This window comes from Stenotrophomonas sp. 14P6.2.3, from assembly GCF_057799055.1.
In genome coordinates this window covers 329,339-343,763 of record NZ_JBYOLA010000002.1, presented here as the reverse complement: position 1 = coordinate 343,763, position 14,425 = coordinate 329,339, and the positions used below count along the sequence as shown (strand labels likewise).

Sequence of the window (14,425 nt, the reverse complement as noted above, 5' to 3'; positions counted from 1 at the left end):
TGGGGGCTTGGCCGCGGCATCCATGCCGCGGACACCCCCGCAACCGGACCCACCCCGCCTTCGACAGGTTCACGCGGCTGTTGGTGGGTGTCGACCTTGGTCGACGCGTAGATCCACGCCATGCGTGGATGACATCCAATCCATTCAATGATTTCGAAATCGGTATGAACATCCATCCACGCACGGCGTGGATCTACCAGATGGCGGGACACTGTCAGGGGTGGGGCGGTATGGGCGGGCAGGACCGTTGGCGCCATGGATGGCGCCATCGAGCCCCCATGGATGGGTTTACGGCGTGTCCTGCCTGCCCATACCGCCCCGCCCACCTCGGTAGCCCGCTTTCGCTGTTGCTTCGGCTCCGGCCTCTGCGGGTGCCGGGCGGCAGCCCGGCCAGCACCCCCACCACTTTGGTCTACACATCGGCGGTGCCTTCGACTGCGATAATGCCGCCAGGGGCGACGCGCAGTGGGCGCGGACGTAAGCAGTAACAGGACGTGGCGTGGGCGGCAGGCAGGTGCGTTTCGAAACAGGGGCGGTGCTTGTCCTGCTGCTGGTGTGGTTGGCATTGCCGTGGCTGGGCCATGCGCGCAGCGTCGACGCCGGCCGCGATTACCTTCTGGTCGGCACCGCGACGGCCGAACCTACCCCCCATCGCGCGTGCACGCCGGAGATGCTGGCCGGGCCGCGCCAGCAGACACGGGTGAATGCACCGCCAGAAGGCTGGTCCGGCGAGCCGCAGGCGCTGGATGTCTTCAATGTCTTTGCCGGCGAAGTGCGGCTGCAGCACGGTGACCGCGAGATCTGCGGCAACATGCAGGACGCGCGCACCCGCGATTCGCGCTTCCGGGCGGGCATTGGCATGGTGGCGGTACCCGCTGCCGGCAGCCACGAACCCTTCCTGGTCTCCTGGCAGACGCCGCTGAAGGCACGCTGGGTGCCGACACTGCAACTGGGCGCGCCCAGCCCGGTACAGCAGAACGACACTGCCCGGCTGCTGGTGCGCGCCGCCTGCATCGCCGTGGCAATCGCGCTGGCGCTGTCGGCGCTGATGGCCTATCTGACCACCCGCGACCGTAGTTTCCTGATGTACATCGGTGCCACCCTGGTGCTGGTGCTGTGGCAGTCGATCCTCGGTGGTCTCAGCGGCTATCCCGAACCCTGGCTGCGCGTCGGCGGGCGCGGTGACTGGTGGCTGCTGGCGCTGACGGCAGCGACCCAGGCACTGGTGTTGCCGGCGATGTGGCGCCTGAACGGCGGTGACCGCGTGCTGCCACGTTCGCGCGTGGGCCAGCAGTTGGTGCTGTGGTCCCTGCTCACGCTGGCGGCACTGGTGCCATGGTTGCAGCGCGATGGACTGGGCGTGGTCGCGCAGGTCCTGCAGGGGACCTTCATCGTCGGCTGCGCAGTGTCGTTGGCGATGGGCATCTGGGCCCGCCTGCGCGGCGATGTCTGGTCGCTGGCGGGGCTGGCCGCACTGGCGCCGATGCTGGTGCTGATCGTGGCCGACGCCGCCAGTGCGCACTGGCTGATGGAGTACCGGGTGGAGGCCCTGCAGCTGGCAGTCACCTGGCTGCTGATGATGGCGGCCTACGCGCTCAACCTGCGCCTTGGCCGGCTGCGTCAGCAGCGTGATGAAATGCGCCAGCTCGCCGAGACCGACATGCTGACCGGCCTGCCCAACCGCCGTGCCGGCCTGCACCAGCTGGCCCAGCATCTGCAGGGCGGCGAGCGTGAGAGGGGGCCGCTGGTGATCGGCTTCCTCGATATCGATCTGTTCAAGGACATCAACGATCGCCATGGCCATGAAATCGGTGACCAGGTGCTGGTGGCCGTGGCCCGCGCGCTTCGCGCCGCGGTCCGCAGCGAGGACCAGGTGGTACGGATGGGGGGCGAGGAGTTCCTGCTGCTGTTGCCGGGAATGCCGCGGGATATCGCTGCCGCCCGCCTGGAACGCCTGCGCCAGCGCATCACCGAGGCCTGCCGGGACCTGCAGGTGCCCGGTCTGGAGGTGACCGCGAGCATCGGCCTGGCACAGTGGCGGCCGGCCGAAGATGACCTGGCCGCGTTGCTGCGACGCGCCGACCACGCCATGTACGTGGCCAAGCGCAGTGGCCGCAACCGGGTGTTCGATGGCGAAACCGAAGATCCGTTGACCACGGCATGAGGCGGGAAGGGCGGCGATGCCGGATAATGGGGCGATGACCAGCCGACTCAACAAATACATCGCCGACACCGGCTTCTGCTCCCGTCGCGAGGCCGATCGCCTGATCGCCGCCCGCCGGGTCACCGTCAATGGCCATGCCGCCGGCACCGGCGCGGTGGTCGGCGAGGATGACAAGGTGCTGGTCGACGGCCAGCCGTTGCGCGTTCGCACCGCCCGCAAGCCGGGCGCCCGCCGTCACGTGTACATCGTGCTGAACAAGCCGGTGGGCGTGACCTGCACCACCGAAAGCACGGTGAAGGGCAACATCGTCGAATTCGTCGGCCACGAACAGCGTATCTTCCCGATCGGCCGCCTGGACAAGGAATCGGAAGGCCTGATCCTGATGACCAGCAACGGCGACATCGTCAACCAGATCCTGCGCGCCGAAAACGGCCACCAGAAGGAATACCTGGTGGCGGTGAACAAGCCGGTCACCGACGAATTCCTGCGCGCCATGGCCCGCGGCGTGCGCATCCATGACCAGATGACGCTGCCGTGCAAGACCTCGCGGATCGCCAAGTTCGGTTTCCGCATCATCCTGCAGCAGGGCCTGAACCGGCAGATCCGGTTGATGGCGGCCGAGTTCGGCTACCGCGTGACCCAGTTGCGCCGCGTGCGCATCGACAACATCAAGATCGGTGCACTGAAGCCGGGCCAATGGCGCAACCTGACCGAGCAGGAGCTGCACGGCCTGTTGCCGCAGCAGCAGGACTGGTAAACGACGTGTGTAGAGCCGAGCCTATGCTCGGCTGCCGTTGCCCGGGTGCAGTCGAGCATGGGGGCGGCTCTACATCAGCTAGACTTTGCGGCGACCTGCCGGAACGTGACGCTGCATGATCAAGCCCGACAAGCCCGCCAACGAAGCGCTGCGCCTGGAGGCGCTGTACCGCTACCGGATCCTCGATTCCGAACGGGAACGCTCGTTCGATGATCTGGTCGCCATTGCCAAGGCGGTATGCGGCACGACGATGGCGGCCGTGACCCTGATCGACGTCGAGCGGCAGTGGTTCAAGTCGATACAGGGCATCGATGCGGCCGAGACCCTGCGCAGTGATTCGATGTGTGGCCATGCCATCCTGCAACCGCAGGAGATCATGGTGGTCGAGGACGCGCTGCAGGATGTGCGCTTCCACGACAACCCTGTAGTAACTGGCGACCCGCACGTGCGTTTCTATGCCGGTGCACCGCTGATCAGCAGTGACGGCCTGCCGCTGGGCACGCTGTGCGTGTTCGACGCGCGCCCGCAGCACCTGGCAAGCGACAAGGCCGAAGCGCTGGCCGCGCTGTCGCGGCAGGTGATGCTGGTGATGGAGCTGCGCCGCTTCGCGCTGGACATCCAGAAGCACATGCTCGAGCGCGACGACTACGAGCGGCTGCTGTCGGACTACCACGACCTGCTGCTGGCACAGAATGCCGACCTGGCCGAACAGAGCCGGACCGATGCGCTGACCGGCCTGCCCAACCGCCGCGCACTGGCAGCAGCGCTGGGTGAAGCCGTGGTCGCCGTTGATGGGCAGGCGCGGCAGGCCTGTGTGGCGCTGGTGGACATCGACCATTTCAAGCACATCAATGATTTCCAGGGCCATGCGACCGGCGACCGGGTGCTGGCCGAACTGGGGGCGCTGCTGCGCTCGCACTTCGCCGGGCGCGGCATGGCCGCACGCTACGGCGGTGAGGAGTTCGTCGCACTGATGCCGGACGTGGATCTGCGTACCGCCGAGCTGCAATGCGAGTTCCTGCGCGTGGCGGTGTCCAACCTGCCGCTGGGCTTCCCGGTGACGATCAGCATCGGCGTGGCGCAGCACCGGCCTGGTGAAACCTCCGAGCAGACCCTGGCCCGTGCCGATGCCGCGCTGTACCGGGCCAAGGGCGCCGGCCGCAACCGGGTGGAAGTAGCGCCTTGACCGCCGGGGCGCCTGCGGTGGCTTCACGCGATGCATGGATGCACCAGTAGATCCACGCCACGCGTGGATGCACCAGAGTAGATCCACGCCATGCGTGGATGGCCGGACGTTTCCATGCAGTCGCAACCACTGCGATCCCCGTAGGGCACCCTCAACGTCTCACTGCAAGGACGTCGACCATGCTGCAGACACTGGCCATCGCCAACTACCGATCACTGCATGCGCTGGTGCTGCCGATGCAGCAGCTCAACGTCGTCACCGGCGACAACGGCAGTGGCAAATCCAGCCTGTACCGTGCGCTGCGCCTGCTGGCGGAAACCGCGCAGGGCGGTGTCGCAGCGGTCCTCGCCCGCGAGGGCGGATTGGGTTCGGCACTCTGGGCCGGTCCGGAAAAGATCGACCGCCGCGTGCTGGCCGGTGAGATTCCGCTGCAGGGCGGGCCGCGGCAGGAATCGGTGGGACTCAAGCTGGGCTTCGCCACCGATGAATTCGGCTACGCCATCGACCTTGGCTACCCGCCGCCGAGTCGATCGGCCTTCGCGCTGGATCCGCAGATCAAGGCCGAAGCGATCTGGGCGGGGCCCTTCCTGCGCAGCGCCAATCTACTGGTCGACCGCCGCGGTGCGCTGGTGCGGCAGCGGCACGCGCGCGGCTGGGACCTGGTGGACGACCGACTGTCCCTGTTCGACAGCCTGTTCACCCAGGTGGGCGATCCGCAGCGCATGCCGGAAGCCATCACCTTGCGCGAGTACATCCGCCGTTGGCGCTTCTACGACCACTTCCGCAGCGATGCCGATGCACCGGCGCGACAACCGGCGATGGCGACCCGTACCCCGGTGCTGCACCATGACGGCCGCGACCTCGCCGCCGCCTGGGTGACGATTCTGGAAATCGGCGATCCGCAGGCGCTGGCGCGCAGTGTCGAGGATGCATTCCCGGGGGCGACGGTCAGCTTCGGGGAACTGGATGGCCGGCTCGCGCTGCGCTTCCACCAGCCCGGGCTGCTGCGGCCACTGTCGATGGCCGAACTGTCCGACGGCACGCTGCGTTTCCTGTTGCTGGCAGCGGCGCTGCACACGCCTCGGCCGCCGCCGCTGCTGGTGCTCAACGAGCCCGAGACCAGCCTGCATCCGGATCTGCTGCCGGCGCTGGCACGCTTGATCATCGCCGCAAGTGCGCGCAGCCAGGTCTGGGTGGTATCGCATGCCACGCGCTTGATCGCCGCGCTGGAGCAGGCACCGCACTGCCATTCGATGCACCTGTACAAGGAGCATGGGCGGACGCTGCTGGGCGGGCAGGGCCTGCTGGATGCACCGGCCTGGCATTGGCCGCAGCGCTGAGACGGGTACCGGGAAGATCCGCGCAATGCGCGGACACACTCAATCGGCGATGTTGCGCGCTTCGGATGTGCCGAGGATCTCCGGATGCTGCACGCGCTTGCGGCGGTTCAGCAGCGGATGCAGGAACACGGCACCGACGATGATCGCCACGCCCAGATAGAACCACGGGGTGACTTCATGCTGCTCGCGCAGCAGCACCACGGCCAGCAACACGGCGTAGACCGGCTCCAGGTTGGTGACCAGCTGCACGGTGTAGGCGCTGAGGTGGCGCAGCGCGACCAGGGCCAGGGCGAACGGCAGCAGCGTGCAGACCCCGGCCAGCACCAGCAGCAGGATGCCGTCGTGCAGGTCGGGAACGATCCACAACGGGCTGGCCAGCGCCGGCAGCAGGTACGGCATCAGCGGTGCCAGCAGGGTCAGGGTGATGGTGCCGGCGCCCAGCTCCAGCGCAGTTACCGTCAGCGGATCGGCATGGCTGACCATGCGCTTGTTGAGCGAGCCGAACACTGCCACCAGCAGGGCCGAGAGCGCGCCGATCAACACGCCCATGCGCATGCCGTCGGGCACGCCGCCCACCACCAGCGCCACACCGGGCAGCACGGCCAGGCCGAAGGCCAGCTCGCGCATCTGGAACGGGCGTTTGGCCACCCACGGTTCGATGATCGAAGTGAACACCGGTGCCAGGGCGATGCAGGTCGCAGCAACCGAGGCATTGGCCAGCTTCACCGCGCCATAGAACGTCAGCCAATGCAGCGCAACCAGCGCGCCGATGCCGGCATAGCCGGCGACCAGCCGCAGCGGCAACGTACGCAGCCCGCGCCAGACCCGCGGCAGCAGTGCCAGCATCGCCACCACCAGCAGCATCCGCCACCACACCAGCGGCAGCGCGGGCAGGGTGATCAACTTGCCGAGGATGGCGGTGACGCCCCACAGCAGGACACAGAAGTGGATCTGCCAAAGCGCTTTGCGGGTGTCGGGTGTGCTCATCGCCCTATTGTGAGGCAAGGCGCATCGGCGGGCGATGCCTGTGGCATGCTCGCGGCGTTGCCACGAGGGAGCCGTGCATGCCCGCTGCCAGTTTTCTTCTGCTGCGCGGCTGGGCGCTGTTGACCGCGCTGGTCGCGGCAGCATCGCTGCTGCTGCAGTTCGCCCTGCTGATGCGCGGCATCGGCGCCAGCCTGGGCCCCGGCGTGGCGAGCCTGCGCTTCTTCAGCTACTTCACCATCCTCAGCAATCTGGCCGTGTGCCTGGGCTGCGTCCGGCTCTGCCGCGGCCGCGCCCTGCGACCGACGGTGGCCGCCACTCTGGCACTGTGCATCGGCGTCACCGGCCTGATCTATCTGCTGGCGCTGCAGGGGCTGTGGCAGCCAACTGGCCTGCAGTGGTGGGCCGATGTCGGTCTGCACTACGTGGTGCCGCTGCTGTATCTGGCCGGTTGGGCGGGGCTGCTGCCTCATGGTGACCTGCGCTGGCGTGCGTTGGGCGCGGTCCTGCTGGTGCCGCTGGCCTACCTGGGCTGGGCGATGCTCACGGCCTCGTGGCTGGGCAGCGCACCGTATCCGTTTCTGGAAGTGCAGCGGATCGGTTCACGTGCATTCGGCCTCAGCCTACTGCGCGTCGGCGGGGTGTTCGTGCTGGGCTGGACACTGCTATGGGCCGTGGATCGCTGGCGCCGTCGATGAGACGTTGCAACGCCATCGCCGCCGCCGGGTTGCGTGCCTTGCCGGCGCCGATGCACAGCAGGTAGACCTCGCGCGGCGCGGCCGCGGCCGGTGGGGCCAGGCAGGGCAGGTCCTCCACTATCTCGCCTCCGGCCCAGCACCGCGCGCGCCCGGCCCAGCGCTGCTGCATCGGCAGGGGCAGACCTTCGCTCAGCCTGGCCTGGCTGCGTTTGATCCGTGCATAGACGAAGCCGGCGGTGATGTCACCGTGCAACGGTGACTCGTCGCTGTCTTCGATCACCAGGGCCACGCCATGCCGGCGCGCCGCTTCGACCAGTTCGCTTCCATGGACGCTGGCGTTGCGCACCTCCAGTGCATGCTGCAACACCGTTCCATCCAGCCGCTTTGGCAACTGTGCCATGAAGGTGTCCAGCGCCTCGGCATCGGCCGGGTGCTGCGGGTCGAACTGCCAGAGCAACGGGCCAAGCCGGTCGCCGAGAGCGATGGCTGCCTGCAGGAACGAGCCCGCTGCCTCGACCGTGGACGATAGATCTCGCCGCTGCACAAGATGGCGCGGCGCTTTCATCGAGAAGCGGAAGCCGTCCGGCGTCTGCGCGGCCCATTGCGCACACTGGGTCGCTGTCGGGGTGCGGTAGAAGGTGCCGTTGATTTCGATGCAGCGCAACGCGCGGCTGGCGTAGGCCAGCTCTTCGCGCTGGATCAACCCTGGTGGATAGAAGGCGCCACCACGCCATTGCGGGTACACCCAGCCGCCGATACCGCAGCGGACCGGCGCCGTAGACGCTGATCGTGCCGTCATTGCGTGTGTTCCGCCCGCCACGGATCGTAACTGCCGAACCACCACAGGTAGCCTTCCGGGTCGGCGCAGGCATAGCCACGCCCACCGTAGGCCTGGTCGGCGATGTCGATGACGATGCGCGCACCGGCGGCCTTGGCCCGTGCATAGTGGGCGTCGGCGTCGGTGACAATCACGCAGGCGCTCTGGGTCTGCCGACCGCCGACTTCATCGGGCATCACCGCCAGCTTGGCCCATTCGCCGCTGTTGCTGGCAGATCCGAGCATGATCATGCCCTGGCCGAACACCAGCTGTGCGTGGTGCACGGTATCGCCGTCGGCATACACGGCCTGCGCGTGAAAACCGAACGCGCGCTGCAGCCAGTCGATGGCCGCCAGCGCATCGCGGTAGCGCAGGCACGGAATGATGGTGGAGCCGTTGCTGCTCTGGCCGTTCGCACCCATGACACCCCTCCTATGGCACAGGGCAGGCTGCACCCGGGACCGTTACCATCGCGCGAAACCCCGGTGACGGCGTGCACATGGCCGCTACCCCTGTTCGGAGATGGTGCTGGATGAATACCTGGATCGGAGGAGCCGTGCTGCTTGCGTGCACGACCATGGCCAATGCGGCGACGCCGCAGCAGCTGCAGGACCTGGATGCGACCGTCGAGCGCGTGCGCGCGCAGTTCGACGTACCCGGTATCGCCGTGGCCGTGGTCAAGGACGGGCAGGTGGTGCTGGAGCGCGGCTGGGGCGTGCGTGAACTGGGCAAGCCGGCGCCGGTCGAGGCCGACACCCTGTTCGCCATCGCCTCCAACACCAAGGCCTTCACTGCCACCTCGCTGAATCTGCTGGCCGAGGACGGCAAGCTGAAGATGGACGACAAGGTGATCGACCACCTGCCATCGTTCCGCATGTCCGATCCGTTCGTGACCGGGCAGATGACGATCCGCGACCTGCTTTCGCACCGCAGTGGCCTGAGCCTGGGCGCGGGCGACCTGCTGTTCTGGCCGACCACGTCCTACAGCAATGCCGAAGTCGTGCAGCGCCTTGGCCAGGTGCCGCTGAAAGGTGGTTTCCGCGAGCGCTATGCCTACGACAACATCCTGTATGCGGTCGCCCAGCAGGTGGTCGAGCACGTCTCGGGCATGAGCTACCAGCAGTTCCTGCAGACGCGCATCTTCGACAAGGTCGGCATGGCCGGCACGCGTTACAACGCCGATCACCTCAGGGCTGGCGACAACGCTGCGGTCGGTCACGCCAAGTACGATTTCAAGGATCTGCGTACCGTTGCGCCGTTGACCTGGTCGAACAACGCCGGGGCCGGTGGCATCTATTCCAGTGCCCACGACATGGCACGCTGGATGCAGGTGCAGCTGGCCGAAGGCAAGCTGGCCGATGGCACGCCGCTGTTCACTGCCAAGAGCCAGCAGCAGATGTGGCAGATGATCACGCCGCAGACGATTCCGGCGCCGAGCGTGCCGGAGCTGGCGCCGGCGCGGGCCAACTTCGCCGGCTATGGCGAGGGCTGGAGCCTGAGCGACTATCGCGGCCAGAAGCTGGTCTGGCACACCGGTGGCTGGCCGGGCATGGTTTCGCGGCTGACGCTGGTGCCGGGCGAGAAGCTGGGCGTGGTGGTGCTGACCAACCAGGAAGTGGGTGCGGCATTCAATGCGATCACGCTGAGCGTGCTTGATGCCTACCTGGGCGGTGAAAAGCACGACTGGGTGGATGCCTATGCGAAGGGCGTGGCCAAGGGCCAGGACAAGGCCGACGAAGCGTGGGCCAAGCACCAGGCGGAGCGTGACAAGGGCAGCAGGCCGTCATTGCCGCTGGCCGGGTATGCGGCCACCTACCGCGACCGCTGGTATGGCGACATGGTCATCCGCGCGGAAGGCAAGGACCTTCGGCTGCGCTTCGCAAAGACGGCACAGTTGAGCGGCCGCCTGGAACACTGGCAGCACGACACCTTCATCGTGCGCTGGGATGATCGCTCGCTCAATGCCGATGCGTTCGTGAATTTCAGCCTGGACCCGGATGGAAAAGTGCGCGAGGTGCGCATGCAGCCGATCTCCGACCTGACCGATTTCAGCTTCGATTTCCAGGATCTGCTGTTCACCCCGGTGAAATAACGCCGCCGGGCGTGGCGCTACTGTTTGGCGGAGCGGATTGGTAGCGCCGGACCACGTCCGGCGAGCGCGTAGCGCGGTTGCAGGGGCCGCCGGGCATGGCCCGGCGCTACCCGGAACCGGGGGCGGTCGTCGGCCGGCGTACACACGCGGCGTGGGATACTCCGTCGGCTATCGATGGCGAGGGAATGCGATGTTCCGTTGGTTTGAATCCCTGATTCCGGTGTTTCCGCCCATTGACGGGCGCATGCCGCCGCGCACCGTGGTGCCGTTCTACCTGCACTACCTGCGACCGGTGTGGCCGGTGCTGCTGGCCACCCTGATCGCCGGCCTGCTGCTGGCGCTGGTGGAAGTGGCGATGTTCGATTTCCTCGGCCGCATCGTCGACATGGTTGCCGAGCAGCCGGGCGCGGACTTCTTCCGGCGCCATGCCGATACCCTGGGCTGGATGCTGTTCATCACGGTCATCGCGCGCCCGATCCTGGTCGGCCTGCACAACCTGCTGGTCAACCAGGCCATCGTGCCGGGCCTGAGCAATCGCTCGCGCTGGTTGATGCACAACTACGTGGTGCGGCAGAGCCTGAGCTTCTTCCAGAACGACTTCGCCGGCAGCATGGCCAACCGGGTGATGCAGACCGGTACCTCGCTGCGCGAGTCGGCGGTGCAGATGGTCGATTCGCTGTGGTACATCGTGGTCTACACCGGCACCGCGCTGTACCTGTTCGCGCAGGCCGACTGGCGGTTGATGGTGCCGCTGATCCTGTGGCTGCTGGCCTACGTGGTGATCATGATCTACTTCGTGCCGCGCGCGAAGGAACGCGCCTGGATCGCGTCAGAGGCGCGCTCCAAGGCGATGGGGCGCATCGTCGACGGCTACACCAACATTCCCACGCTGAAGCTGTTCGCCCATGGCGGCCGCGAGCAGGCCTATGTCGCCGATTCGATCCAGGAACTGGCGGTCAAGCACCGCGCGCAGACCCGGATCACCACCGGCATGGACCTGACCATCGCCATCGTCAACGGTTTCCTCATCGCCGGTACCTGCGGCCTGGCGTTGTGGCTGTGGAACGGCGGACACATCACCGTCGGCGCGATCACTCTGGCGACCGGTCTGGTGATCCGCATCCACAACATGTCCGGTTGGATCATGTGGACCATCAACGGCATCTTCGAAGACATCGGCACCGTGCAGGATGGCATCACCACCATCGCCCAGCCGCTGACGGTGCAGGACCGCGAGGATGCGGTGCCGCTGCAGGTGACACGTGGCGGTGTGCATTTCCAGGATGTCCATTTCCATTACGGCAAGAAGGGTGGCGTGATCGCTGGCCTTGAGCTGGTGGTGAAGCCGGGTGAGAAGATCGGTCTGGTCGGCCCATCCGGTGCCGGCAAGTCGACGCTGGTGAACGTGCTGCTGCGGCTGTACGACCTGGAAAGCGGTCGCATCCTGATCGACGACCAGGACATTGCCTACGTCACCCAGGAAAGCCTGCGCCAGCAGATCGGTGTGGTTACCCAGGACACCTCGCTGCTGCACCGTTCGATCCGCGACAACCTGCTGTACGGGCGCCCGGATGCCAGCGACGAGCAGCTGCGCGCGGCCGTGGCCAAGGCGCGCGCGGAAGCCTTCATCGATACGCTGGTCGACGGCGAAGGGCGTCGTGGCTACGACGCGCACGTCGGCGAGCGCGGCGTGAAGCTGTCCGGTGGCCAGCGCCAGCGCATCGCCATTGCCCGCGTGCTGCTGAAGGATGCGCCGATCCTGGTGCTGGACGAGGCCACCTCGGCGCTGGACTCGGAAGTGGAAGCGGCGATCCAGGACAACCTGGACGAGCTGATGGGTGGCAAGACGGTGATCGCGATCGCCCATCGACTGTCGACCATCGCCCGCATGGACCGGCTGGTGGTGATGGACCAGGGCCGCATCGTCGAGACCGGTACCCATGCCGAGCTGATCGAGGCCGGTGGCCTGTATGCGCGCTTGTGGGCGCGGCAGACCGGTGGGTTTGTTGCTGCCGAGGAGTAGATCCACGCCATGCGTGGATGCACCGCTCGGAAGGCAATGCTCCACAGGGTTGGTTGAAAGGAAACTGGGCTGATTTCTTGCTGCCAAGACCAGGAAAAGGTGCGCCTTGAACATTACCGACTTTCTGCTGATGGACTATGAGGGTGATGAAATCGAAGCGGATGCGCATGGCAGCAACATCGCATTCCTCTGCTTCGACTGCGGGCATCCAGTCCTGGCCAGCGCGTTGGATGAGCAGCGGGGCAGCGACGAGGAGCATCCGTCCAAATGCCGTGGCTGCGGTGCAGAGTATTTTCTCGATGTCCGGCCACACGCGGAAAAACTCTACATCCACATGCTCTGAACCGACGAGCATCCACGCATGGCGTGGATCTACTGCAGGATCCGGGTGGATGGGATGCGCCTGCACACATGGAAATGAAAACGGCCCGGGTCTCCCCGGGCCGTTTGCGTTCAACTCACAGCCGATCGATCACTCGATCGGCTGGTCCAGCATCAGCTGGCGCGCGAAGCGCACCGGCGGGGCGCCGTAGGACAGCATCTGGTCGTGGTAGGCCTTCAGGTTGAACTTGTCACCCAGCTTGTCCTGCATCGCCTTGCGGGTGTCGAAGTGTTCCTGTGCACCGACGAAGTAGGTCGGCAGCTGTGCCGAGGTCAGCTGCGCACGCACCCACTTGCCCGAGGCTTCGCTTTCCTGCTGGAAGGCGTCGTGGGTCATCAGGTGCATCGCCTTCTCGCGATCCCAGTTGTCCACGTGCACGCCCTGGTCGAGGATCGCGTTGGAGATGGTGCGCAGGTAGAACTTCAACTGCACCAGGTGGAACAGCGGGTCGTTGTTGAGGTAACCCTGCTCCTGCATCATGCGCTCGGTGTAGACCGCCCAGCCTTCGGCGAACAGGCCCGAGCGCAGCACGGCGCGCAGGGTGGAGGGGAACTTGGCCGAGTGCCAGCCTTCCAGGTAGTGGCCCGGGGTGCCTTCGTGGATGCTCAGCAGGTGGATCATGCGCGAGTTGTACTCACGCAGGAACGAGTCAACCTGCTTGTCGTTCCAGTCGTCCGGAATCGGCGAAACGGCGTAGAACGTCTTCAGGTTCTTGTCCAGCGGGCCCGGCGAATCGCAGTACGCCACGGCCACGCCACGCTGGAATTCCGGCATCAGGATGATGTCCACCGGCGCGTCGGGCAGGGTCATCAGGTCGTGCTCGCGGACGAACGCGGTGGACTGCTCCAGTGCGGCCTTGGCATCGTCGACAACCTTGTCGCGCGCCGGCTTGTCAGCGTAGGCCAGCTCCAGCGCGGCCTCGATCGCCTTCTGCTGCTGTTCGTCGCTCGGCTGCGCCGGCATTTCCGGTGCGCCCGGCTTGTCCTTCAGCACGGTCTGCGCGATGCCGTACATGTCCTCGCGCACGCGCTTCAGTTCGGCGCGCGCACGCTCACCGATCTCCTGCCGCGACAGCGAGGAATTCAGCGCGAACTTCAGCTTCTGGTCGTACTTTTCCGCGCCGATGCGGAAGTCACCCTTGGCGTTCGGCACCAGGGTCTTGTCCAGCCAGGTCTGCTGCTCGTCCACCGCCTTCTTCAGGCCATCGATGGCGGCCTGCAGGCGCTGCTGGTCGGCCTGCGGCAGCTCGCCGATGTGCGGGGTGATGAAGGTATCGACGATGCTGAGGATGCCCTTGTTCTGCTTGGCCACGGTCTCGGCATGGATCTTCGGCACGCGTGCCGGATCCAGGTTGTCGCGGGCCTGGGCGAAGATCGCCGGCAGCTTTTCCATGCGCGCGGTGGCCGACTTCAGGCGCTCCGGCAGCGGCGCGAACTCGCGCGCCATCAGGCCGTAGATCGCGCTGCCGGCAATGCCGTTGTACAACTGCGGGTCCCACTTGCCGGACTGCATCACCTCGGCATTCCAGATCTCCGACTGCAGCTGGTTGCGCAGGATCGCGGCATCCACCTGGTTCTCGCGGCCGAGCTTGGCCACCTCGATCTTGTCCAGTTCGCCCAGCAGGCCCTTGTAGGCGTCCACGGTCTTCTGCTGGCCGGCCGCGCTCAGGTCGTCGATCTCGCTGTCATAGCGGTGGTCGCCGATCTGGGTGGCGCTGACCGGGGACAGCTGCATCCAGGTGTCCAGGGCACGCTTGGACAGGTCGGCGAAGGCGGCATCGACCGCCGCATCACCGGCCTGCTGGCTGGCGGCCGGGGTGGAACCGTTGGTCGGGGCATCGGCCGGCTGGCAACCGGCAAGGGCGGCGACGAGGGCGAGGGCAAGAAGATGCGGGCGCATCGGCATTCCTGTACGGGGTCAATCCCCGAGCATAGGCCCCCGGGGCTGCTTTGTCCCCGTGCCATAGGATTACCATGGGCGCA

Annotated in this window: 12 protein-coding genes; 8 read left to right on the top strand and 4 right to left on the bottom strand. The window is 66.5% G+C overall.

Annotation, left to right across the window (positions count from 1 at the left end; genetic code table 11):
- Positions 1-499 precede the first annotated feature (499 nt).
- The 4 genes from AC27VL_RS03425 (at position 500) to AC27VL_RS03410 (ending at position 5,447) form a co-directional block, all read left to right on the top strand.
- Positions 500-2,164 (top strand): sensor domain-containing diguanylate cyclase, encoded by a 1,665-nt coding sequence (locus AC27VL_RS03425; RefSeq protein ID WP_488765539.1) that lies wholly within the window; start codon positions 500-502, stop codon positions 2,162-2,164.
- Positions 2,165-2,198: 34 nt separating this feature from the next.
- On the top strand, positions 2,199-2,921 hold the full coding sequence (locus AC27VL_RS03420) for a pseudouridine synthase (RefSeq protein WP_089239781.1): 723 nt from the start codon (positions 2,199-2,201) through the stop codon (positions 2,919-2,921).
- A 115-nt stretch (positions 2,922-3,036) separates the two neighbouring features.
- Positions 3,037-4,107 carry a sensor domain-containing diguanylate cyclase gene (locus AC27VL_RS03415; protein ID WP_100551994.1) on the top strand — a complete coding sequence of 357 codons (1,071 nt, stop codon included), beginning with the start codon at positions 3,037-3,039 and terminating at the stop codon, positions 4,105-4,107.
- Between the two features lie 179 nt (positions 4,108-4,286).
- On the top strand, positions 4,287-5,447 hold the full coding sequence (locus AC27VL_RS03410) for an AAA family ATPase (RefSeq protein WP_488765538.1): 1,161 nt from the start codon (positions 4,287-4,289) through the stop codon (positions 5,445-5,447).
- Between the two features lie 39 nt (positions 5,448-5,486).
- On the opposite strand, the gene AC27VL_RS03405 is transcribed toward AC27VL_RS03410, so the two are convergent.
- Positions 5,487-6,434 carry a DMT family transporter gene (locus tag AC27VL_RS03405; protein WP_100464207.1) on the bottom strand — a complete coding sequence of 316 codons (948 nt, stop codon included), beginning with the start codon at positions 6,432-6,434 and terminating at the stop codon, positions 5,487-5,489.
- Between the two features lie 77 nt (positions 6,435-6,511).
- On the opposite strand from AC27VL_RS03405, the gene AC27VL_RS03400 reads away from it, so the two are divergent.
- On the top strand, positions 6,512-7,129 hold the full coding sequence (locus AC27VL_RS03400; protein WP_100551996.1) for a Pr6Pr family membrane protein: 618 nt from the start codon (positions 6,512-6,514) through the stop codon (positions 7,127-7,129).
- Here the strand turns inward: AC27VL_RS03400 and AC27VL_RS03395 are convergent.
- Both AC27VL_RS03395 and AC27VL_RS03390 read right to left on the bottom strand, forming a co-directional pair.
- Positions 7,050-7,928, bottom strand: coding sequence for a DUF72 domain-containing protein (locus AC27VL_RS03395; RefSeq protein ID WP_191077527.1), 879 nt, complete (start codon positions 7,926-7,928; stop codon positions 7,050-7,052). The genes AC27VL_RS03400 and AC27VL_RS03395 overlap by 80 nt on opposite strands.
- Complete coding sequence (locus AC27VL_RS03390; RefSeq protein ID WP_191077528.1) at positions 7,925-8,368, bottom strand: VOC family protein; 444 nt, start codon at positions 8,366-8,368, stop codon at positions 7,925-7,927. Before AC27VL_RS03390 ends, AC27VL_RS03395 begins: the two co-directional genes overlap by 4 nt.
- Before the next feature lie 110 nt (positions 8,369-8,478).
- Here AC27VL_RS03390 and AC27VL_RS03385 point away from each other — a divergent pair, with 110 nt between their 5' ends.
- The 3 genes from AC27VL_RS03385 to AC27VL_RS03375 all read left to right on the top strand — a co-directional run bounded on the left by AC27VL_RS03385 (position 8,479) and on the right by AC27VL_RS03375 (position 12,404).
- Positions 8,479-10,038, top strand: a complete 1,560-nt coding sequence (locus AC27VL_RS03385) for a serine hydrolase (protein ID WP_488765536.1) — start codon at positions 8,479-8,481, stop codon at positions 10,036-10,038.
- Positions 10,039-10,228: 190 nt separating this feature from the next.
- A complete protein-coding gene (smrA, locus tag AC27VL_RS03380) occupies positions 10,229-12,061 on the top strand; it encodes a multidrug efflux ABC transporter SmrA (RefSeq protein WP_488765535.1) in 1,833 nt (610 codons plus the stop codon).
- A gap of 106 nt (positions 12,062-12,167) precedes the next feature.
- Positions 12,168-12,404 carry a hypothetical protein gene (locus tag AC27VL_RS03375; protein WP_100552001.1) on the top strand — a complete coding sequence of 79 codons (237 nt, stop codon included), beginning with the start codon at positions 12,168-12,170 and terminating at the stop codon, positions 12,402-12,404.
- Between the two features lie 129 nt (positions 12,405-12,533).
- Here the strand turns inward: AC27VL_RS03375 and AC27VL_RS03370 are convergent, their stop codons facing one another.
- Positions 12,534-14,342: a DUF885 domain-containing protein gene (locus tag AC27VL_RS03370; protein WP_488765534.1), complete on the bottom strand. Its 1,809-nt coding sequence runs from the start codon at positions 14,340-14,342 to the stop codon at positions 12,534-12,536.
- Positions 14,343-14,425 lie beyond the last annotated feature (83 nt).